A 20,061-nucleotide genomic window follows, 5' to 3' on the forward strand; every position below is an offset into this window, starting at 1 on the left:
GGCGCGGCCGGCGCTACGTCGCCGAGGTGGTGGGTGCGGCGGGGCGGCGCAGGGGCTGGGCCTGCCACCAGGTCGCCGTCCGCCACAGGTGCTCGAGCGGTCCCTGCGGGTAGCGGCGCAGCCAGAGGGTCGAGACGACCCACTGGAGGACGAGGACGCCGGCGGCGACGGCGAACAGCTGGGCCCACGGCTCGCCGGCCCGCCAGTCGAGCGCGCGCCCGGCGAGCAGCACGAGGGGCGTGGCGACGAGGTAGTTCGTCAGCGCCATCCGGCCCAGCGGGGCGAAGACGACCTCCAGCGCTCGCCGCGCCCGGGTGCGGAGGAGCAGCAGCACCGCGGTGGCGTAGACGCCGGCGAGGGCCAGCCCCGCGACGGCCGAGGAGGTCGAGAAGCCCGACTGCGCCACGGTGCCCGCCTGCTGCACGAGGGCCGGTGCCGCCACCGCGGCGAAGAGGACGAGCAGCACCGCCGGCCCGCGGGCGCTGGTGCCCCACCGGTCGACGACGCCGTACCGCACGAGGGCCGAGCCGAGCAGGAAGAGGCCAGGGACGAGCAGCAGCCCCCCGCTGGTGAGGCCGACCACGACGGGCAGCAGCACGGCGGCCCCCACGGCGACGGCCCAGCGGGGCAGCCACGTCGAGGGCAGGAGCACGAGCAGGCCCACGACCGCGTACGGGGTCAGCGCCTCGCCGGGGTGCACCAGCTGGTGCAGCAGCCCCAGCGGCAGCAGCACCAGCAGCCGTCGCAGCAGCACGAGACGGGCCGGGGCGCCGCGCCGCCGCGCCGACTCGAGCATGAGGGAGAACCCGATGCCGAAGAGCAGCGAGAAGAGGGGGAAGAAGCGTTGCTGCACGAGCAGCTGCAGCCAGCCGCTGGGGTCGTCGAGGGTCGCCGGCGACGGCGGGAGCTCCCGTCCGAAGCCGGTGACGGGGCCGATGTTGACGAGGAGGATCCCGCACAGGGCGACGCCGCGGAGCACGTCGAGGGCCACGATGCGCGGTCGGGCGCTGCCGCTCGGGACATGGACGCGGGCGGGGACGGGTGTCGGCACGTGGGGATTCGTCGTCACCCCGGGACCGTGTCATCGGGGGACGCACGGCCGCGTCCGACCCACGTCTGCTCTCGACGTCGGTGAGGGCGGGCGCCCTCATCCCTTGGTCCTACCCGCACGCGAACGCTCGGGAGCCGGCGGCGAGGCCGGTGCTAGCGTCGAGGTATGTGCTCTCCCGCGTGCGGCCCATGGTCGCAGAAGGTGCGCGTCGTCGCCTGACGGCGGCGCCCTCCTGACCCGACCCGCGCTCGCCGTCCCGGTTCCCCGCCGGGCGGCCCCTGCTGCGCTGCCCGGCTCGACGACGAGCTGTGGAGCACCCCCGTGCCTGACGTCCCCGCCACACCCCTGCCCCTGTCCGCCCGCACCGACGTCGGCCCCGCCGACGCCCTCTCGGCCGGCGGCAGCGCGCACCTGCGCGCCGAGTCCGTCGGCATCACCCGCGGCGCGCGCCGGGTCCTGACCGACGTCACCGTCACCGTCTCCGCCCGGTCACGACTCGCCGTCGTCGGGGAGAACGGCCGCGGGAAGACCACGCTGCTGCACGTCCTGGCGGGGCTGCTGACCCCCGACCACGGCACCGTGACCCGCTCCGGGACGGTCGGCCTGGCCCGCCAGGAGCTCGACGTCGATCCCGGGACCACCGTCGGGACCCTCACCTCGGCGGCGTTGAGCGCACCGATCGCGGCGCTGGGCGCGATGGACCGGGCCACCACCGGCCTCGTCGACGGCACGCCCGGCGCCGACGACCGCTACGCCGCCGCCCTCGAGGAGGCCACCCGCCTGGACGCCTGGGACGCCGAGCGGCGCCTGGACATCGCCCTGGACGCCCTCGGCGCCTGCACCGACCGCGACCGGCGCCTGGACACCCTCTCGGTCGGGCAGCGCTACCGGGTGCGCCTGGCCTGCCTGCTCGGCGCCCACCACGACCTGCTGCTGCTCGACGAGCCCACCAACCACCTCGACGCCACCGGCCTCGCGTTCCTGACCGACCGGCTGCGCGAGCACCACGGCGGGCTGGCCCTGGTCAGCCACGACCGGGCCCTGCTGGCCGACGTCGCCACCGAGTACCTCGACCTCGACCCCAGCCGCGACGGCACCCCCACCCTGTACGCCGGCGGCTACGACGCCTGGCAGGACGGCCGACGCCGCGACCGAGAGCGGTGGGCCGCCGAGCACGCCGCCCAGCAGGACGAGCACCGACGCCTGCGCGGGGCCGTCGCCCAGGCCCAGGACCGCCTGAGCACCGGGTGGCGCCCGGACAAGGGCACCGGCAAGCACCAGCGCCAGTCCCGCGCGCCCGGCGTCGTCCAAGCCCTGCACCGCCAGCAGGCCGCGCTCGACGCGCACGAGATCACCGTGCCCTCACCGCCGCTGCAGCTGCGGTGGCCCGACCTCGGCGCCCGCCCCGGCGCCCGGCTGCTCAGCGCCGAGGACGTCACCGTCACCGGCCGCCTCGACCACGCGGTCACCCTCGACCTGCACGCCGGCGACCGGCTCGTGGTCACCGGCGAGAACGGCGCCGGCAAGTCCACCCTCCTCGACGTCCTCGCCGCCCGCACCGAGCCCACGACCGGGCGCGTCACCCGCAGCCCCGCGACGAACCTGGGCTACCTGTCCCAGGAGGTCCCGGCGTGGGACCGCGACGCCGGCTCCCGCGCCACCGCCGGAGAGGTCTACGAGCGCCACGCCGCACAGCTGTCGCTCCCGCACGGGCACGTCGTCGGACCGGGCGCGCTCGGGCTGCTCGACCGGGAAGCCCTGCGCACCCCCGTCGCCCGCCTGTCCGAGGGCCAGCGCCGCCGCCTGCACCTGGCGCTGGAGCTGACCGCCCGCCCCAACGTCGTCCTGCTCGACGAACCGACCAACCACCTCTCGGCCGCCCTCGTCGACGAGCTCACCCGAGCCCTGCGCACCACCGGCGCCGCCGTCCTCGTCGCCACCCACGACCGCCAGGTGCTCCGCGACCTCACCGACTGGCCGCACCAGCACCTCACCGCCGCACCCGGGCCGACCCGGAGGTGACAGGGGCACGGCCACGTGGCACGGCGACGGCACCGCGGTGGCGGACCACGCCCGAGCCACCGGTCGAGGACGCCCCGCGTCGCCGCCGACCGGGCGGCCGGCTGTCGGGAACAGCGACGCGCCGAGCAAGGTTGAGCGACGTAGACTCAACTCTCGACCGTGAGGTCGACAGGCCACACCGCCGGGCCACCCGGCACGCACGAGGAGGCAGCGCTTGGACGCCGACTTCACCACCCGCACCCGCGAGGCCATCACCACCGCCGTCCAGGCGGCGGCGGGGGCCGGCAACCCCCAGGTCGAGACGTCGCACCTGCTCGACGCCCTGCTCGCCGACGCGAAGGGCGTCGTCGGCGGGCTGCTCGAGGCCGTCGGGGCGGCCCCGGCCGACGTCCGCCGGCAGGCGCAGGCGCTCGTCGCCGCGCTGCCGCGCACGTCCGGCAGCAGCGTCGCGCAGCCGCAGCTGTCGCGCGGCGCCCTCGCCGCCGTGCCGCTCGCGCAGCAGGAGATGCGGGCGCTCGGTGACTCCTACGTGTCCACCGAGCACCTGCTGCTCGCGCTCGCGGCCGGCACGGACGGCGTCGGCGAGCTCCTGCGCGGCGCCGGGGCGTCCCGCGACGCCCTGCTCGAGGCGCTGCCGCAGGTCCGCGGCGGCGCGAAGGTCACGACGCCGGACCCCGAGGGCACCTACCAGGCGCTCGAGAAGTACGGCGTGGACCTCACCCGCGCCGCCCGCGAGGGCAAGCTGGACCCCGTGGTCGGCCGTGACGCCGAGATCCGCCGTGTCGTCCAGGTGCTCTCGCGCCGCACGAAGAACAACCCCGTCCTCATCGGCGAGCCCGGCGTCGGCAAGACCGCCGTCGTCGAGGGCCTCGCGCAGCGCGTCGTCGACGGCGACGTGCCGGAGTCGTTGCGCGGCAAGCGGATCATCTCGCTCGACCTGGCGGCGATGGTCGCGGGCGCCAAGTACCGCGGCGAGTTCGAGGAGCGGCTCAAGGCCGTCCTCGCCGAGGTGCAGGGCTCGGGCGGCGAGGTCGTCACCTTCATCGACGAGCTCCACACCGTCGTCGGCGCGGGCGGCGGCGGGGACGGCTCGATGGACGCCGGCAACATGCTCAAGCCGATGCTCGCCCGCGGCGAGCTCCGGCTGGTGGGGGCGACGACGCTCGACGAGTACCGCGAGCGCATCGAGAAGGACCCGGCGCTCGAGCGCCGCTTCCAGCAGGTCTTCGTCGGCGAGCCCGACGTCGCCGACACCGTGACGATCCTGCGCGGCCTCAAGGAGCGGTACGAGGCGCACCACAAGGTCACCATCACCGACGGTGCGCTCGTCGCCGCGGCCACGCTGTCCGACCGCTACATCACCGGACGCCGCCTGCCCGACAAGGCGATCGACCTCGTCGACGAGGCGGCGTCGCGGCTGCGGATGGAGCTCGACTCCTCGCCCGTCGAGGTGGACGAGCTCGCCCGCTCCGTCGACCGGCTCGTCATGGAGGAGATGGCGCTCGGCAAGGCGGCCGAGGACGACCCCGGCGCGGCCGAGCGCCTCGAGCGGCTGCGTGCCGACCTCGCCGACCGCCGCGAGCGGCTCGCCGGGCTGTCCGCCCGGTGGGAGCGCGAGAAGAGCGGCGTCAACCGGGTCGGCGAGCTGCTCGCCCGGCTGGAGGCGCTGCGCTCGGACGCCGACCGCGCCGTGCGCGAGACCGACTGGGAGACGGCCTCGCGGCTGCGCTACCAGGACGTCCCCGCGCTCGAGCGCGAGCTCGAGGCGGCGCAGGCGCAGGAGGAGGAGATCGGCGCGAACGAGCCGATGGTCGCCCAGAAGGTGGGGGCGGACGACGTCGCCGACGTCGTCGCCATGTGGACCGGCATCCCCGCCGGCCGCCTGCTGGAGGGCGAGCGCGACAAGCTCCTGCGGATGGAGGAGGTGCTCGGCCGCCGGCTCGTCGGCCAGCGCCGCGCCGTCGAGGCCGTCAGCGACGCCGTCCGGCGCAGCCGCGCGGGCATCGGCGACCCCGACCGCCCCACGGGCTCCTTCCTCTTCCTCGGCCCCACCGGCGTCGGCAAGACCGAGCTGGCGAAGGCGCTCGCCGACTTCCTCTTCGACGACGAGCGGGCCATGGTCCGCATCGACATGAGCGAGTACGGCGAGAAGCACTCCGTCGCACGGCTCGTCGGTGCCCCTCCGGGCTACGTGGGGTACGACCAGGGCGGCCAGCTCACCGAGGCCGTCCGCCGGCGCCCGTACAGCGTCGTCCTCCTCGACGAGGTCGAGAAGGCGCACCCGGACGTCTTCGACGTGCTCCTGCAGGTGCTCGACGACGGCCGCCTCACCGACGGCCAGGGCCGGACGGTCGACTTCCGGACGACCCTGCTCGTCATGACGAGCAACCTCGGCTCGCAGCACCTCGTCGACCCGACCGCCTCCCGCGAGGCACGCCACGGCGCGGTGATGGCCGAGGTGGAGCGGGCCTTCAAGCCCGAGCTGCTCAACCGGCTCGACGAGGTCGTCGTCTTCGACCCGCTGGGCACCGAGGAGCTCGGCAGCATCGTGGGGCTCGCGGTCGAGCGGCTGGCCGCCCGGCTGGCCGACCGCCGTCTGGGGCTCGAGGTGACGCCGGCCGCGCGGGAGTGGCTGGCGCTCGAGGCCTACGACCCGGCGTACGGCGCGCGGCCGCTGCGCCGGCTCGTCCAGCGCGAGGTCGGGGACCGCCTGGCGCGGGCCCTGCTCGCGGGCGAGGTGGTCGACGGCGACACCGTCGTCGTGGACCTCGACGGCGGCACGGGGGTCGCCGCGGGCGGGGTCCTCGAGCTGACCGCGGCCGGGGCGACGGGCAATGGCACCGCGGGGGAGGTGCCCGCCACGCCCGCCGGCGAGGAGGTCCTCGGGGGCGCGACCGCGCGGGCGGGGGGCGGGCTCGTCCTGCGCCGGCGCCGCGCCTGACGCCCCGCCCCCGGGGCCGTCCGTCCGCCCGTGTCCTCACAAGTGGGGACACGGGCGGACGTCGATCGCGCCCGGCGGGGCCGGGTGGCCGACCTACGCTCGCCACGGCCGGCCGTGGCCCGCGGGGGGAGCCATGGCCGGCCCTGCTGCGCCCGGGCCGTCCTCCGCCGGGGTCAGCTGCGCGAGCTCACCAGCGCGCGCGACGCCCACCGGACCACGCCCCGCGGGGCGTGGCGCGCCAGCTGGGTGACGACGGCGTACCGCCGCGACGGCACCGAGAGCACGCGACCGCGGGCCAGGTCGTCGAGCGCGGTGACGACGACGTCGTCGGCGTCGAGCCAGCCGACGTCGGGCATGCTGCTCATCCGCAGGCCCGCCCGCTCGTGGAACTCGGTACGGACGAAGCCCGGGCAGACCGCGCTGACCGCGACGCCGGTGCCGCGCAGCTCGTTCGAGAGGCTCTCGGTGTACGTGGTCACCCACGACTTCACCGCCGAGTAGCCGCCCATCGTGGCGTAGCCGGCGACGCTGGAGACGTTGAGCACCCCGCCGTGGCCGCGGGCCCGCATGGCCCGCCCGGCGGCGCCGCCCAGCACGAGCACCGTGCGGCACATGACGTCGAGGGCGCGCTCGTGCACGGAGGTGTCCTCGTCGAGCAGCCGGGCGTGCACGCCGAAGCCGGCGTTGTTGACGAGGAGGTCGACCGGCCGCGCCGGGTCCTCGAGACGCTCGGCGACGCGGCGGACGTCGTCGCGGTCGGCGAGGTCCGCGGTCATCACCTCGACGTGGACCGCCCGCCGGCGCAGCTCCTCCGCGGTGCGCTCGAGGCGGGAGCGGTCCCGGGCCACGAGGACGAGGTCGTGGCCGCGGCGGGCCAGCTCGCGGGCGAAGGCCTCGCCGATGCCGGAGGAGCCGCCCGTGACCAGTGCCGTCGCCATGGGGCGACGGTAGCGACCGTCGCGCCCCGGGCCGTGCCGCCCCGGTGAGGTCCTCCTCGGGCCGCCCGGGACGGCCCGGGCACCGGGCGGCACCCCTGGGAGGCCGCCGGTAGCGTCGCCGTCCGTGCGCATCGCGACCTGGAACGTCAACTCCGTCCGCGCCCGTCTCGACCGGCTCGTCGCCTGGCTCGAGCGCAGCGACGTCGACGTCCTCGCGGTCCAGGAGACCAAGTGCAAGGACGAGCAGTTCCCCGAGGAGGCCCTGCGGGCCGCCGGGTACGAGAGCGCGCACCACGGCCTGAGCCAGTGGAACGGCGTCGCGGTGCTGTCCCGGGTCGGGCTGGAGGACGTGCGGGTCGGCTTCCCCGGGCAGCCGGGCTTCGGCGAGCCGGCGGCGGCCGAGGCCCGCGCGGTCGGCGCCCGCTGCGGCGGCGTGGACGTCTGGAGCCTCTACGTCCCCAACGGCCGCGCCCTCGACGACCCGCACTACGTCTACAAGCTCGAGTGGCTGGCACGGCTGCGCGACGCCGGCGCGCAGTGGCTCGCCGACGACCCCGAGGCCCAGGTGGCGCTGTGCGGCGACTGGAACGTCGCCCCGCTGGACGAGGACGTCTGGGACCCGGCGCTCTTCGCCACGAGCACGCACGTCTCCGAGCCCGAGCGCGAGGCCTTCCGGGCCGTCGTCGACGCCGGGTACGCCGACGTCGTGCGCCCGCACACGCCGGGGCCGGGCACCTACACGTACTGGGACTACACGCAGCTGCGCTTCCCGCGCCGCGAGGGCATGCGCATCGACTTCGCCCTCTGCTCGCCGGCGCTCGCCGCCCGCGTCACCGGCGCGTCGATCGACCGCCAGGAGCGCAAGGGCAAGGGCGCGAGCGACCACGCGCCCGTCGTCGTCGAGCTCGGGGACTGAGAGCCGGGGCCTCACCGCGGCGGGGTCGGCGGCGAGGTCGACCAGCCGCGGGCGGCGACGGCCGTCGCCCCGGCCAGGACCGCCGTGGCGGCGACCGTCCCCACGGCGGGGCCGGTCCCCAGGGCGAAGAGCTGCGCGAGGACGGCGGCGCCCGCGCCGGCGGCCACGGCCGGGGGCAGGGCCAGCGCGGCGCCCGCGGCCCTCCGCCCCGGTCGGCCACGGCGCCCGAGGACCGCGAGGGCGACGGCGGCGACCACCTGCGCGCCGAGCCCCAGCCCGGCGCCGACGACGGCGGCGACGAGGACGACGGCGAGCGTGATGTCCGTCGTGACGGTGCCCGGCGGCGTCGCCGGTGGCGGGCCGGTGGCGCCGGTGACGGCGGCCAGCAGCGCGGCGACCGCCGCCGCGAGCAGCCCGCCCGCGACGAGGCCCACGGCGAGGCCCCGGGCGGTGACCCGCAGCCGTGCCTCGACGGGGCCGGGCACGCCGTGCAGGCGGTGCCCGCCGGGGTAGCGCTGCCGCCCGTCGTCCACGGACCCACCTCACCACCCCCCGGGGGGCTGCGGGGGCGGGACGGGCGAGGCCGCCGCCGGCCGCCGCCCGCGCCGCAGCTCGTCGCGCCACACGAGGTGGTCGACCTCGCGCGGCGACGCGCCCACGGCCTCGCCGGCCTCCTCGAGCAGGCGTGCCGCGGCGAGGGGGTCGGGCGCCCGGGACCCGGTGGCGCCCCGCTCGCGCAGCGCCCGCCCCACCGCGCGGCGGACGTCCTCGTCGGGCACCACGTGCGCGGCGCCGGCGAGCACGAGGAGCCGGTGCCAGGACCGCCCGGACGCCTGGCCGGGGACCGCGCACCAGGCGCCCCGGACGGCGTCCCACCGCCCCCGCGCTGCCTCGTCGTCGGCCCGGACGGCCGCGAGGAGGCCGACCAGCGCCGCGGTCGACGCCAGCCCGTGCTCGACGAGGACGGCGGCCGCCGCCCGGGCCGCCTCGGCCTTGAGCGGGGCCTCCGGCGAGGGGAGGACGCGGTGCCGGGTCGCGGTCGCGGCCGCCCACGCCGCCGGCCCGCCCGCGGCGTCCACCGCGGCGACGAGGTCGCCCGCCCCGGCGTCCGGCGGCAGGACGCCCCGGCACCTCCCCACCACCCGCGCCGTCGTGCCCGCGTCCACCCGCGGGGCCCACACCGCCTCCACGACGCAGAGCGCGGCGGCCGACGAGGGCGCGGGCGGCTCCAGCGGCTCCCCGGCGGCCTGCAGGCGCCGCGCGGCCGCGACCACCGCGACGGCGAGCGCCCGCACGGGCGAGGGCGGCGCCGGCTCGGCGGCGGTGCCGCCGGCACCGGGCGGGGCGGCAGGGGGCGCGGGGTCGGCGACGGCCGGGGCGGTGTCCACCCGGGGACCGTGGCGCGACCGCCCCCGGGAGCGCCGTCGTGGCGCCGCGACGGGGGACGACGCGGCTAGCCTGACCGTCTGTGGACGCCCCGCAGACCCCCTCGCAGCCCGCCGGTGCCCTCGGGGGCCGCGCCGTCGCCGCCGCGGACGACCGGGAGCGCCTCCTCGCGCTCATCCGCGAGACCGCCGTCGTGCACGGCCGCGTCACGCTCTCCAGCGGCGCCGAGGCGGACTACTACGTCGACCTCCGCCGCATCACGCTGCACCACGAGGCGGCCCCGCTCGTGGGGCGGGTCATGCTCGACCTCGTCGACGGGCTCGGCCTCGCGCCCGACGCCGTCGGGGGCCTGACGATGGGCGCCGACCCCGTCGCCGGGGCGATGCTCCACGCCGCCGCGGCCGAGGGCCGCGCGCTCGACGCCTTCGTCGTCCGCAAGCAGGGCAAGGCGCACGGCCTGCAGCGCCAGGTCGAGGGGCCCGCGGTGGAGGGCCGCCGCGTCGTCGCCGTCGAGGACACGATGACGACGGGCGGATCCGTCATGACCGCCGTCGAGGCGCTCCGGGCCCACGGCGCCGAGGTGCTCGCCGTGGCCGTCCTCGTGGACCGGGACACGGGCGCCCGCGAGCGCATCGAGGCCGAGGGCCTCGACTACCTGGCCGTCTACGGCCTCGACGAGCTGGGCCTCGGGCAGTCGGGCGAGGCGGCCCGCCCCCTCCTCTGACGGGCGGTAAGGCGCCGCGCCCGGCCGGACATCCAGGGGCGAGCGGACGCCGCAGGGGCGCCGCCGTCCCCGACCGCGCAGGAGCACGCCATGACCACCCGGTGCCGCACCCACGCCCCCGCTCCCACCCCCACCTCCGGAGCCGCCGGCACCCGCCGCGCGGCGCGGACGGCCCCGGCCCTCGTCGCGGCCGTCGCGGCGGCCGTGCTCGCCGGGTGCGGGACGGGCGGGACGTCGCCCGCGGCGGCCCCGGCGGACGACCCCGCCGCGGCCCCCGTCGTCCTCGAGGCGCCGGCGGCCGACGGCCCCGCCGCGGCCTGCGCCCCGGTGGGGGAGCAGACCCTCGCGGGCGCCGACCTCGCGGTCGAGGGCGTCGTCGTGGGGGAGGAGGACGGCGTCGTCGTCCTCGACGTGACGCGCGACTTCCTCGGCGGTGCCGACGAGCAGGTCCGCGTCCGGCAGGGCGACGACGAGGTGCCGGGCGAGCTCTCGGCGGGCCGCCTCGAGGACGGCGCCACCTACCTCGTCGCGGCCCAGGGCGACCAGGTGCTCACGTGCGGCGCCACCGCGGCGAGCTCGCCGGAGCTGCTCGCCGTCTACGAGGCCGCGGCCGGCTGAGCCGGGGCGGCCGCCCGGGCCACCGGGACGGCCGTGCCGTCGGCGCCGAGGAGGCGGTCCTGGTGGTCGGCCACCGCCCACGCGAGCAGGACGGCGCCGACCATCTCGCACAGCTCCTCGAGCGACGAGACGAGGACGTAGGGCGCGCTGCCGACGGCCGTGGCGTCGACCACCGCCCCGCTGAGGACCTCGAGGCCCACGGCGCCGCCGACGTAGAAGGCCCCGGCGAGGAGCAGCGTGCCGGCGGTCCTCGGCGGCAGGCGGCGCAGGAAGGGCACCATCGCCGCCGCGAGGGCGACGACGAGCGGCAGCGCCACGACGACCCAGGAGAAGCGCAGCCCGGTGTCGACGCCGGCCCGGTCGAGCAGCGCGGAGCCGGCCTCGTGCAGCCGGCTGCCCTCGTCCGCGGAGAGGTAGGCGAAGGCGGCGGCGAGGACGGCCCAGGACCGCCAGGCCCGGTCGCCGAGGGCCCGGGCGGTGCGGGCGGCGTCGAGCAGGAGGAGCGCGCCGACGAGCAGCACGCCGGCGGAGAACCAGGTCGGCAGCGTCGTCTCCGCGTCGGCGTCGAGCACCTGGAGCAGCCGCTCGTACCCGTCGAAGGGCACGCCGCCCGGCGTGGCCAGGCCCCAGAGGTGCATCGCCGCGCTGACGCCCACGAGCAGGACGGCGACGGGCAGGAGGAGCAGCAGGGCGCGGGGCGGGACGGTGAGGCGCACGGGTCTCCTCGCACCGCCCCGTCGGCGGGTGGCCGGGAGGTGGACGGCGGGTGGACGTCAGGTGGACGCGCGACGGTAGCCCGCGCCGGGCCGCCCCGTCCGGCGTCCTCGGCGACCCGCCCCGGACGGGGCCGCCCGCCGCCCGGACGGGGCCGCGGCGGCCGTCAGACGAGGTCCACGACGTCCGCGATGGACTCGCACACCCGCGTCGGGCGGAAGGGGTAGTCCTCGACCTCCTCGCGGCGGGTCGAGCCCGTGAGCACGAGGGTCGTCTGCAGGCCCGCCTCGATGCCGGCGACGACGTCCGTGTCCATCCGGTCCCCGACCATCGCGGTCGTCTCGGAGTGCGCCTCGATCCGGTTCATCGCGCTGCGGAACATCATGGGGTTGGGCTTGCCGACGACGTACGGCTCGCGCCTGGTCGCCCGCGTGATGAGCGCGGCCACGGCGCCCGTCGCCGGCAGCGGCCCCTCGGCGGACGGGCCCGTGGGGTCGGGGTTCGTCGCGATGAAGCGGGCGCCGCCCTCGATGAGCCGGATGGCGGTCGTGATGGCGGTGAAGGAGTACGTGCGCGTCTCGCCGAGCACCACGTAGTCCGGCGACGACGTCGTCATCGTGTAGCCGACCTCGTGCACCGCCGTCGTGAGCCCGGCCTCGCCGACGACGTACGCGGACCCGCCGGGGACCTGCTGCGCGAGGAACTGCGCGGTCGCGAGCGCCGACGTCCAGATGTTCTCCTCCGGCACGTGCAGCCCAGACGCCGCGAGCCGCGCGCGCAGGTCCCGCGGCGTGAACATCGAGTTGTTCGTCAGCACGAGGAAGCGGCGCTCGCGGTCGACGAGCCGCTGGAGGAAGTCCGCCGCCCCCGGCAGCGCGTGCCCCTCGTGGACGAGCACGCCGTCCATGTCGGTCAGCCAGCACTCGATCTCCGGCCCGTCGCGTCCGTCGGCCGGCACGCCCTGCTCCTCGGTCATGCCCCCAGCGTCCTCCGCGGCCCCCGCCCGCACCAGGGCCCCGGGCGGTGCGCGAGGCTGGTGGCGTGCAGGACGGCCCGGCGGACGACGCCCCCGCGCCCGAGGTCGGCGTCGGCCCCTGGCCCGGCGGCCGCGACGCGTGGCCCGACGACGACCGGTACGACCCGGAGCTGCTCGCCGCCGGCGACCGCCGCAACGTCGTCGACCGCTACCGGTACTGGCGGACCGAGGCGGTCCGCGACGACCTCGACCGGAGCCGCGCCGGCGTCCACGTCGCGGTGGAGAACTGGCGTCACGACCTCAACATCGGCTCGGTGGTGCGGACGGCGAACGCCGTCAACGCCGCGGGCGTCCACGTCGTCGGGCTGCGGCGGTGGAACCGGCGGGGCGCGATGGTCACCGACCGCTACCTGCACGTGCACCACCACCCCGACGTGGCGGCGCTCGCCGCGTGGGCCGCGGCCGAGGGGCTGCCGCTGCTCGGCGTCGACAACGTGCCCGGCGCGGTCCCCCTCGAGACGACGGACCTGCCGGAGCGCCTCGTCCTGCTGCTCGGGCAGGAGGGCAGCGGCCTGACGCCGGAGGCGGTCGCGGCGTGCGAGCGGGTGCTCGCCATCCACCAGGCGGGGTCGACGCGGTCGGTGAACGCGGGCGCCGCCGCCGCCGTCGCGCTGCACGCCTGGGTGCGCCGGCACGTCTTCGGCCAGGTGCCGCCGCGGCAGCCGTAGGCCGCCCCGCCCCGCCGTGGAAGGATCCGCCCGACCGGGCCCGGTCGCGGCCGCCCGCCGCGGGGCCCGACCGTCGACCCGCCCGACGCCCCACCGACGACCCACCGACGACGAGGAGTCGCAGATGCCCATCGCCAGCCCCGAGGTCTACGCGCAGATGCTGCACCGCGCGAAGGAGGGCCGCTTCGCGTACCCGGCCATCAACGTCACGAGCAGCCAGACGCTCAACGCGGCCATCAAGGGCTTCGCCGACGCCGGCAGCGACGGCATCGTCCAGGTCAGCACCGGTGGGGCCGAGTACCTCTCGGGCCAGGGCGTCAAGGACATGGTCACGGGCTCGGTCGCGCTGGCCGAGTACGCGCACGTCGTCGCCGCTCGCTACGACGTCAACATCGCCCTGCACACCGACCACTGCCCGAAGGACAAGCTCGACGGCTTCGTGCGCCCGCTGCTCGACATCAGCGCCGAGCGCGTGGCCAAGGGGCAGGCGCCGCTCTTCCAGTCGCACATGTGGGACGGCTCGGCCGTGCTGCTCGACGAGAACCTCCGCATCGGCGCCGAGCTGCTCGAGAAGGCCGCCGCGGCCCACATCGTCCTCGAGGTCGAGATCGGCGTCGTCGGCGGCGAGGAGGACGGCGTCGCCAACGAAATCAACGAGCACCTCTACACGACCGAGGACGACGCCCTCGCCACCGCCGAGGCGCTGGGCCTGGGCGAGAAGGGCCTCTACATGGCGGCCCTCACCTTCGGCAACGTCCACGGCGTCTACAAGCCGGGCAACGTCAAGCTCCGCCCCGAGATCCTCGCCCAGGCGCAGAAGGCCGTGGCCGAGAAGTACCAGCCCGAGGGCGACGGCAAGCCGTTCCTCCTCGTCTTCCACGGCGGCTCCGGCTCGCTGCCCGAGGAGATCACCGCGGCCGTCGACCACGGCGTCGTGAAGATGAACATCGACACGGACACGCAGTACGCCTTCACGCGCCCCGTGGCCGACCACATGCTGAAGAACTACGACGGCGTCCTCAAGATCGACGGCGAGGTCGGCAACAAGAAGACCTACGACCCGCGCGTGTGGGGCAAGGCGGCCGAGGCCGGCCTCACCGCCCGCGTGGTCGACGCCTGCCAGGGCCTGCGCAGCGCCGGCACCCACCAGGCCTGACACGCCGACCGGCCGGGCCCGTCGCCCGGCCGGTCCGGTCCGGCGGGGCGACTCCGCGGCGGCCGGACGACGAGAGGCCCCCTCCACGAGCGCGTGGAGGGGGCCTCTCGTCGTGCGTGGGGGCCGGGCGACCGTCAGGCGGCGGTGTCGGGACCGTCGGGGTCGTCGTCGCCGGAGTGCTCCGGGACGGAGTCGTCCACGCCCGGGTCGTGGTCGACGACGTCGAGCAGGTCGTTGATCGAGGTCACCTCGATGAGGAAGCGGACGACCTCCGGCGGGCGGATGAGCACCAGCCGCGACGACGACCGCGACGCCAGGCGGGCGAGGAAGGCCACGCCCGTGGAGTCCATGAAGGTCACGTGGTGCGCGTCGACCTCGACGGGCCGTCCGGCGTCCTCCGCCTCGGCGGCGGCCTCGACGAGGTCGGGGCTGACGAGCGCGTCGATCTCGCCCGACAGGACGATGCGCGTCTTCGCGCGACCCATGATGACGTGCACGGACCCCGCGTCGACCTCGTCCTCGGAGGTCGTCGTCGTCCCCGCGCTGGGGGGTGCCCCGGTCTTACCGTCGCCCGACATCCAGGCCCTCCACCCGTTCTGCTCCGGTGCCCCGACGACGGCGCGTCGAGGACGCGACCACGCTAGACGATGCCGGGGGCGTGCGGAGCAGGCGGGGCGCGGCGGGCCGGGTCAGCCGCGGACGCGGGCCCAGGGGCTCGTGGCGTCGTCGTCCGCGCACCGGTGCGCCTCGTCGACGCGGAACATGTCGAGCGCGCCGCAGACCTCGAGGACGAAGAGGACGCGGTCGTCGCCGCCCCGCAGGACCGTGAGGCCTCCGCGCCGGCGCGAGGAGTCCGCGAGGGAGATGAGGAAGGCCGCGCCCGTCGAGTCGAGGAACGTGGTGCGGCACAGGTCGACGACGACGAGCTGGCGGCGCAGGCCGCTCACCCGCGCGACGAGGCCGGGGAACTCGTCCCGGGTCGACAGGTCCAGGTCCCCCGACACCACCACGACGGCGGAGGTGGGGGTGGCCGACAGCTCGATCACGGCCGCGTCACCGCCTGGGTCCCGGAGAAGGCGCTCACCGCAGGAGGTTACGTGCGGGCGGGGCGGTCCCGCCCGCGGGGAGCGGCACGGCGGCGGGTCCCGCCACCCGTCCGGCGGCGCGCACGGCACGGCAGGATGGGGCCATGAGCGCTCTGGGGACCCCCTCGCCCGACGGCCGCGACCTCCTGGGCGGCCCGCCGCCCACCCTCCTGCCGGGCGACCTCGAGGACCCCGTCCTCGCCGCGCTCGACCGGGGCGAGGACACGGCGACCATCGCGGCGCGGACCCCCGCCGCGAGCCTGGCCTGGGCGGTCCTCGCGGAGGACGCACTCTCCGACGGCGAGGTCGTCCCGGCCTACGCCTTCGCCCGCACCGGCTACCACCGCGGGCTCGACGCACTGCGCCGGGCCGGCTGGCGGGGCGCCGGGCCGGTGCCCTTCTCCCACCGCGCCAACCAGGGCTTCCTGCGCGCCCTCGCCGCGCTGGCCCGGGCCGCCGACCTCGTCGGCGAGGCGGACGAGGCCGACCGCTGCGCGCGCTTCCTCGCCGACTGCGACCCGTCGGCCCCGGCCGAGCTGCTCCCCGCCGGCTGAGCGGCGCGGGGGGCGCCGTCGGCCCCGCGCGGTAGCCTCGCCGCCGTCCCGGGGCGCCGTGCGCGGTCCGCGGAGGACCGCCGGACGTCGAGGAAGCAGGTGCTGCTCCATGCCCGCCATCGTGCTCGTGGGGGCCCAGTGGGGCGACGAGGGGAAGGGCAAGGCCACCGACCAGCTCGGTGACCGCCTCGACTACGTCGTGAAGTTCAACGGCGGCAACAACGCCGGCCACACCGTCGTCGTCGGCCAGGAGAAGTACGCGCTCCACCTGCTGCCGAGCGGCATCCTCACGCCCGGGGTCACCCCCGTCATCGGCAATGGCGTCGTGGTCGACCTGTCGGTCCTCTTCGAGGAGATCGACGGGCTGCAGGCCCGCGGCGTCGACACGAGCCGTCTCGTCGTCAGCAGCGCCGCGCACCTCATCCCGCCCTACAACCGGGTCCTCGACCGCGTCACCGAGCGGTTCCTCGGCTCGCGGAAGATCGGCACGACGGGCCGGGGCATCGGCCCCACCTACGCCGACAAGATGTCGCGCGTCGGCCTGCGGGTCCAGGACCTCTTCGACGCGAGCATCCTCCGCCAGAAGGTCGAGGCGGCCCTCGAGCTGAAGAACCACCTCCTCGTCAAGGTCTACAACCGCCGGGCGGTCGAGGTCGACGAGGTGCTCGACGAGCTGCTGTCGTCGGCCGAGCGCCTGCGGCCGATGGTCGCCGACACCGGCCTGCTCCTCCACGAGGCGCTCGACCGCGGCGAGACGGTGCTGCTCGAGGCCGGCCAGGCGACGATGCTCGACGTCGACCACGGCACCTACCCGTTCGTCACGTCCTCCAGCGCGACGGCGGGCGGCGCCTGCACCGGCTCCGGCATCCCCCCGACGCGCGTCTCGCGCGTCGTCGCCGTCGTCAAGGCGTACACGACCCGCGTCGGCGAGGGCCCGTTCCCCACCGAGCTGCTCGGCCCCGAGGGCGACGCCCTGCGCGAGGCGGGCGCGGAGTTCGGCACGACGACGGGGCGTCCCCGTCGGTGCGGCTGGTACGACGCCCCCGTCGCGCGCTACGCCGCCCGCGTCAACGGCGTCACCGACTTCGTGCTGACCAAGCTCGACGTCCTCGGCGGGCTCGAGCGCATCCCCGTCTGCACCGGCTACGAGGTGGACGGCCGTCGGCTCGACGAGCTGCCCGCGACGCAGACCGACCTCCACCACGCGCGACCCGTGCTCACCGAGCTCGAGGGCTGGCAGGAGGACATCTCCGGCGCCCGCACGTGGGAGGACCTCCCGCCGGCGGCGCAGCGCTACGTCGAGGCGCTCGAGGAGATGTCGGGGGCGCGGATCTCCGTCGTCGGCGTCGGGCCCGGCCGCGAGGAGTCCGTCGTCCGGCACGACCTCCTCGGCTGAGGCCGGCCCGGCCGCCGCGGCCGGCCGGAGGTGCCCCCGGACGCGGCGCACCTGGGGACCGATGCCCTCACCGGGCCCCAGGACCCCGCACACTGGACCGGTGCGCACCACCGCGCACCGGTCCGCCCCTCTCGGCGCGGGCCCCGGCACCTGCGAGAGAGGAGACCATGAGCGCCGTTCCATCCGACGCTCGGGACAGTACGACCGGGGAGGGCCCCCATGCGGTGCGCCGAGCGCGCGCCACGCCCTCCCCGCGGGACCGTGACCACCACCGGTCCCGCCCCTCCGGTCGCCCGACGGCCCGCCCCCTGACGTCCTCCGCCGCGCCCCGCACCGACGGGGCCGCCGCGTGATCGTCGACGTCCTCCTGCTCGTCCTCGCGGCCGGCCTGGTGCTCGCCTGCGGCGCCTTCGTGGCCGCCGAGTTCTCCCTCGTGACGATCAACCGCAGCGCCGTCGAGCGGGCGGCCCGCGAGGGCGAGCCCGGCGCCGAGGGCGTCCTGCGCTCCCTGCGCACGCTGTCCACGCAGCTGTCCGGCGCCCAGCTGGGCATCACCGTGACCAACCTCGCCATCGGCTTCCTCTCGCGGCCGGCCATCGCCGACCTCATCGAGGGGCCGCTCGAGAGCATCGGGCTCGGGGAGACCGCGACGGCCACGGTCTCGACGGTGCTCGCCCTGGCGATCGCGACGGTCCTCACCATGCTCTTCGGCGAGCTGGTGCCGAAGAACCTCGCCATCGCCGACCCGATGCGGACGGCCAAGCTCGTCAACGGCTTCCAGCGGGGCTTCACCAGGAGCACCGCCTACGTCATCCGCCTCTGCAACGGCTCCGCCAACCGCATCCTCCGGCTCCTCGGCTTCGAGCCGCAGGAGGAGCTCGCCTCCGCCCGCTCGCCCGAGGAGCTGGCCGGCCTCGTCCGCCACTCCGCGGACAAGGGGACGCTGGCGGCGGACACCGCGGAGCTCGTCCAGCGCTCGCTGGCCTTCGGCGACCGCCGCGCCCGCGACGTCATGACCCCCCGCGGCCTCATGACGACGGCCGAGGCGGGCGACCGCCTCGACGAGGTGCTGCGGGAGGCGGCGGCCACGGGCCACTCGCGTTTCCCCGTCCTCGACGCCGAGCACGACGAGGCCATCGGCACGGTGCACGTCCGGCACGTGCTCTCGGTGCCGTTCGAGCGCCGGGCGGCCACGACGGTGGCCGAGGTCATGGCCCCCGCGGTCCACGTGCCCGACACGGTCCCGCTGGACGCCCTCCTCGACCAGCTGCGCGAGGGCGGCCTGCAGATGGCCGTCGTCGTCGACGAGTTCGGCGACGTCGCGGGCCTCGTGACCCTCGAGGACCTCGTCGAGGAGCTCGTCGGCGAGGTCCGCGACGAGCACGACCCCGAGGAGGAGGCCGTGCCGCCGGACGCCGACGGGCGCTGGACCCTCGCGGGCAACCTCCGCCCGGACGAGGCCGGCGAGCTGCTCGGCGTCGTCGTCCCGGAGCACGAGGACTACGACACCCTCGGAGGGCTCGTGACCCTCCACCTGGAGCGCCTGCCCGTGCTCGGGGACACGGTCACCGTGCCCGCCGACGCCCCGCCCGGCTCGCCCGGATCGGACATCACGCTCGAGGTGGTGGCCCTGGACGGCCACCGGATCGAGACGGTGCGGGTCCGGGTGGAGGAGCACCACGAGGAGGACGACGACGCGGCCGACGAGGTCGGCCGCGAGGAGCGGCGGGAGCAGCCCGCCGCCAGCGCGCCCGTGGGTGCCGTCGACCGCGAGCAGGAGGGGACCCGATGAACGACTGGCTGGGCCTCGGCCTCACCGCGCTGCTGCTCGCCCTCAACGCCTTCTTCGTCGGGGCGGAGTTCGCGCTCATCTCGGCGCGCCGCACCCTCGTCGAGCCGAGGGCGGCGGAGGGCTCCCGGGCCGCCCGCACGACCCTGCGCGCCATGGAGAACGTGTCGCTCATGATGGCGGGCGCCCAGCTCGGCATCACGATCTGCTCGCTCCTGCTCGGCGCGCTGTCCGAGCCCGCCATCGCGCACCTGCTCGAGGTGCCGTTCGCGGCCGCGGGCGTGCCGGAGGCGCTGCTCCACCCGATCTCGTTCGTCATCGCGCTGGCGCTCGTCACGCTGCTCCACGTGGTCCTCGGCGAGATGGTGCCGAAGAACATCGCCATCGCCGGGCCGGAGCGCGCGGCGCTCGTCCTGGCGCCGCCCCTGGTCCTGACGGTCAAGGTCATGTACCCGCTGATCTGGACCCTCAACATCGCGGCGAACCGCATCCTGCGGCTCCTGGGCGTCACGCCCCGCGACGAGGTGGCCAGCGTGTTCACGCGGGACGAGGTGGCCGGCCTGGTCGCCGAGTCGCGCGAGGGCGGGCTGCTCGACGACCGCGAGGGCGAGCTCCTGCTCGAGGCCCTCGAGTTCGACGAGCACCACGTGTCGGGCGTGATGATCGACATCGACCGCGTCACCGTCCTGCCGCTCGGCGTCACCCCGGCGCAGGCCGAGGAGGTGGCGGTGCGGGGCTTCTCGCGCTTCCCCGTCCGGGGGGCCGACGGCGTGCTGCACGGGTACGTCCACATCAAGGACCTCCTCGAGGTCGACGCCGCCCGCCGCGAGGTGCCCGTGGGCGCCGACCGGCTGCGGCCGCTGCCGGAGGTGCCCGCCGACGCGGCGCTGCGCACCGTCCTCGCCCGCATGCAGAAGGACGGCGCCCACCTGGCCGCCGTGCGTGGCGGGACCGGCGGCGTCGTGGGCATCGTCACGCTGGAGGACGTGCTCTCCGAGCTCGTCGGCCAGATCCGCGACGACACCCGACGGGCGGCGGTGGCCGGGTCCCGCTGACCGGCAGGGGCG

The 20,061-nt window shown here is 76.6% G+C and carries 19 protein-coding genes; 11 read left to right on the top strand and 8 right to left on the bottom strand.

Going from position 1 to position 20,061, the window contains the following annotated elements; genetic code table 11:
• Nucleotides 1-13: 13 nt before the first annotated feature.
• Complete coding sequence (locus tag EDC03_RS13855; RefSeq protein ID WP_241967196.1) at nt 14-1,069, bottom strand: DUF418 domain-containing protein; 1,056 nt, start codon at nt 1,067-1,069, stop codon at nt 14-16.
• 333 nt (nt 1,070-1,402) lie between these two features.
• Here EDC03_RS13855 and EDC03_RS13860 point away from each other — a divergent pair, with 333 nt between their 5' ends.
• Nucleotides 1,403-3,073 (top strand): ABC-F family ATP-binding cassette domain-containing protein, encoded by a 1,671-nt coding sequence (locus EDC03_RS13860; protein ID WP_123380931.1) that lies wholly within the window; start codon nt 1,403-1,405, stop codon nt 3,071-3,073.
• 214 nt (nt 3,074-3,287) lie between these two features.
• Nucleotides 3,288-6,014 carry an ATP-dependent chaperone ClpB gene (clpB, locus tag EDC03_RS13865; protein ID WP_123380834.1) on the top strand — a complete coding sequence of 909 codons (2,727 nt, stop codon included), beginning with the start codon at nt 3,288-3,290 and terminating at the stop codon, nt 6,012-6,014.
• Nucleotides 6,015-6,187: 173 nt separating this feature from the next.
• Here the strand turns inward: clpB and EDC03_RS13870 are convergent, their stop codons facing one another.
• Complete coding sequence (locus tag EDC03_RS13870) at nt 6,188-6,952, bottom strand: SDR family NAD(P)-dependent oxidoreductase (protein WP_123380835.1); 765 nt, start codon at nt 6,950-6,952, stop codon at nt 6,188-6,190.
• A 124-nt stretch (nt 6,953-7,076) separates the two neighbouring features.
• Here EDC03_RS13870 and EDC03_RS13875 point away from each other — a divergent pair, with 124 nt between their 5' ends.
• Nucleotides 7,077-7,868: an exodeoxyribonuclease III gene (locus EDC03_RS13875; protein WP_123380836.1), complete on the top strand. Its 792-nt coding sequence runs from the start codon at nt 7,077-7,079 to the stop codon at nt 7,866-7,868.
• Nucleotides 7,869-7,879: 11 nt separating this feature from the next.
• Here the strand turns inward: EDC03_RS13875 and EDC03_RS13880 are convergent, their stop codons facing one another.
• Together EDC03_RS13880 and EDC03_RS13885 are read right to left on the bottom strand one after the other, a co-directional pair.
• Nucleotides 7,880-8,401: a hypothetical protein gene (locus EDC03_RS13880; protein ID WP_123380837.1), complete on the bottom strand. Its 522-nt coding sequence runs from the start codon at nt 8,399-8,401 to the stop codon at nt 7,880-7,882.
• A 9-nt stretch (nt 8,402-8,410) separates the two neighbouring features.
• Entirely contained in the window at nt 8,411-9,256 is an 846-nt protein-coding gene (locus tag EDC03_RS13885; RefSeq protein ID WP_123380838.1) for a hypothetical protein, read from the bottom strand.
• Between the two features lie 80 nt (nt 9,257-9,336).
• Between EDC03_RS13885 and pyrE the strand changes: the two genes are divergently transcribed.
• Together pyrE and EDC03_RS13895 are read left to right on the top strand one after the other, a co-directional pair.
• Complete coding sequence (gene pyrE, locus EDC03_RS13890) at nt 9,337-9,978, top strand: orotate phosphoribosyltransferase (RefSeq protein WP_123380839.1); 642 nt, start codon at nt 9,337-9,339, stop codon at nt 9,976-9,978.
• A 90-nt stretch (nt 9,979-10,068) separates the two neighbouring features.
• Nucleotides 10,069-10,596: a hypothetical protein gene (locus EDC03_RS13895; RefSeq protein ID WP_123380840.1), complete on the top strand. Its 528-nt coding sequence runs from the start codon at nt 10,069-10,071 to the stop codon at nt 10,594-10,596.
• On the opposite strand, the gene EDC03_RS13900 is transcribed toward EDC03_RS13895, so the two are convergent.
• Together EDC03_RS13900 and EDC03_RS13905 are read right to left on the bottom strand one after the other, a co-directional pair.
• Nucleotides 10,575-11,312 carry a hypothetical protein gene (locus EDC03_RS13900; RefSeq protein WP_123380841.1) on the bottom strand — a complete coding sequence of 246 codons (738 nt, stop codon included), beginning with the start codon at nt 11,310-11,312 and terminating at the stop codon, nt 10,575-10,577. The two genes, EDC03_RS13895 and EDC03_RS13900, sit on opposite strands and share 22 nt — an antisense overlap.
• A 164-nt stretch (nt 11,313-11,476) precedes the next feature.
• Complete coding sequence (locus EDC03_RS13905) at nt 11,477-12,286, bottom strand: HAD-IIA family hydrolase (protein ID WP_123380842.1); 810 nt, start codon at nt 12,284-12,286, stop codon at nt 11,477-11,479.
• Nucleotides 12,287-12,351: 65 nt separating this feature from the next.
• On the opposite strand from EDC03_RS13905, the gene EDC03_RS13910 reads away from it, so the two are divergent.
• Both EDC03_RS13910 and fbaA read left to right on the top strand, forming a co-directional pair.
• Nucleotides 12,352-13,014, top strand: coding sequence for a TrmH family RNA methyltransferase (locus tag EDC03_RS13910; protein ID WP_199720267.1), 663 nt, complete (start codon nt 12,352-12,354; stop codon nt 13,012-13,014).
• A 124-nt stretch (nt 13,015-13,138) separates the two neighbouring features.
• The gene (fbaA, locus tag EDC03_RS13915) at nt 13,139-14,170 is read left to right on the top strand and encodes a class II fructose-bisphosphate aldolase (protein ID WP_123380844.1); all 1,032 of its coding nucleotides are present in this window, start codon (nt 13,139-13,141) and stop codon (nt 14,168-14,170) included.
• Between the two features lie 134 nt (nt 14,171-14,304).
• On the opposite strand, the gene EDC03_RS13920 is transcribed toward fbaA, so the two are convergent.
• Together EDC03_RS13920 and EDC03_RS13925 are read right to left on the bottom strand one after the other, a co-directional pair.
• On the bottom strand, nt 14,305-14,748 hold the full coding sequence (locus EDC03_RS13920) for an STAS domain-containing protein (RefSeq protein ID WP_123380845.1): 444 nt from the start codon (nt 14,746-14,748) through the stop codon (nt 14,305-14,307).
• Between the two features lie 111 nt (nt 14,749-14,859).
• On the bottom strand, nt 14,860-15,216 hold the full coding sequence (locus tag EDC03_RS13925) for an STAS domain-containing protein (RefSeq protein WP_123380846.1): 357 nt from the start codon (nt 15,214-15,216) through the stop codon (nt 14,860-14,862).
• 143 nt (nt 15,217-15,359) lie between these two features.
• Here EDC03_RS13925 and EDC03_RS13930 point away from each other — a divergent pair, with 143 nt between their 5' ends.
• From EDC03_RS13930 to EDC03_RS13945, 4 genes are all read left to right on the top strand, one after another.
• On the top strand, nt 15,360-15,809 hold the full coding sequence (locus EDC03_RS13930) for a DUF3151 domain-containing protein (RefSeq protein WP_123380847.1): 450 nt from the start codon (nt 15,360-15,362) through the stop codon (nt 15,807-15,809).
• A gap of 109 nt (nt 15,810-15,918) precedes the next feature.
• Nucleotides 15,919-17,205 (top strand): adenylosuccinate synthase, encoded by a 1,287-nt coding sequence (locus EDC03_RS13935; protein WP_123380848.1) that lies wholly within the window; start codon nt 15,919-15,921, stop codon nt 17,203-17,205.
• Nucleotides 17,206-17,554: 349 nt separating this feature from the next.
• Nucleotides 17,555-18,997 carry a hemolysin family protein gene (locus tag EDC03_RS13940; RefSeq protein WP_199720268.1) on the top strand — a complete coding sequence of 481 codons (1,443 nt, stop codon included), beginning with the start codon at nt 17,555-17,557 and terminating at the stop codon, nt 18,995-18,997.
• A complete protein-coding gene (locus EDC03_RS13945; RefSeq protein ID WP_123380849.1) occupies nt 18,994-20,049 on the top strand; it encodes a hemolysin family protein in 1,056 nt (351 codons plus the stop codon). Before EDC03_RS13940 ends, EDC03_RS13945 begins: the two co-directional genes overlap by 4 nt.
• Nucleotides 20,050-20,061 lie beyond the last annotated feature (12 nt).

Source organism: Pseudokineococcus lusitanus, from assembly GCF_003751265.1.
GTDB classification, from domain to species: domain Bacteria; phylum Actinomycetota; class Actinomycetes; order Actinomycetales; family Quadrisphaeraceae; genus Pseudokineococcus; species Pseudokineococcus lusitanus.